The organism is Lacticaseibacillus camelliae DSM 22697 = JCM 13995 (assembly GCF_001436615.1).
Lineage (GTDB): Bacteria > Bacillota > Bacilli > Lactobacillales > Lactobacillaceae > Lacticaseibacillus > Lacticaseibacillus camelliae.
Genome location: NZ_AYZJ01000101.1, coordinates 1 through 624, shown reverse-complemented (window position 1 = coordinate 624; position 624 = coordinate 1). Strand labels below are relative to the sequence as shown.

Below are 624 nucleotides of genomic sequence, written 5' to 3'. Positions count from 1 at the left end.
AATTCAAGGAACTTCAGCGCAGGGGGTGAACAAGCAACGTCGACTGGCCTACGTCGCAATCAGAGAGGTCAGTCAAGGCAATCACGGTGCCGTGTCAACGCTTTTAAGGCTTATCGGCGTGAGTCGGCAAGCCTACTATAAGGGGCTCAGACGCACCGAGACAGTCTGGGAACAACGCGATACCAAGCTCAAGGAAAGAGCGCAATGCTGGTACGACTTTCATCACCAGGGGATTGGCGCAGACAACCTCTTAATTGCCCTTCAGCATGACGCCGAGATTACCTTTCCGGTGACGGTCAAGATGGTTAAACGGGTGCAAAGAGAGTTGGGCATCCACTGCCAGATTCGCGTCAAGAAGCGCCATCGGCGCAAGGAAAGTGAACAGCACGTGCTCGACAATGTACTCAACCAGAACTTTGAAGTTGATGGCCCAAACCAGGTCTGGTTATCAGACTCAACAGAATTGAAGTATGGCATGAATGGTGAGTACACTATGCGTCTGAGTGGCGTGCTTGACCTGTATGGACGACGTTTACTCTCGTCTAACCTCAGCAATACCGAGACTGCCTCCGCAGAGATCCAAGTGTTCCAGCGGGCGTTTGAGGCCTCTGGCGAAGTACACCC

General features: G+C 52.7%; 1 protein-coding gene. It reads left to right on the top strand.

Translation table 11 applies throughout. From position 1 onward, the window contains the following. Window positions 1-25 precede the first annotated feature (25 nt). Window positions 26-624: hypothetical protein (locus tag FC75_RS12860; RefSeq protein ID WP_056989999.1), on the top strand; the 599-nt coding region annotated here is incomplete at its 3' end.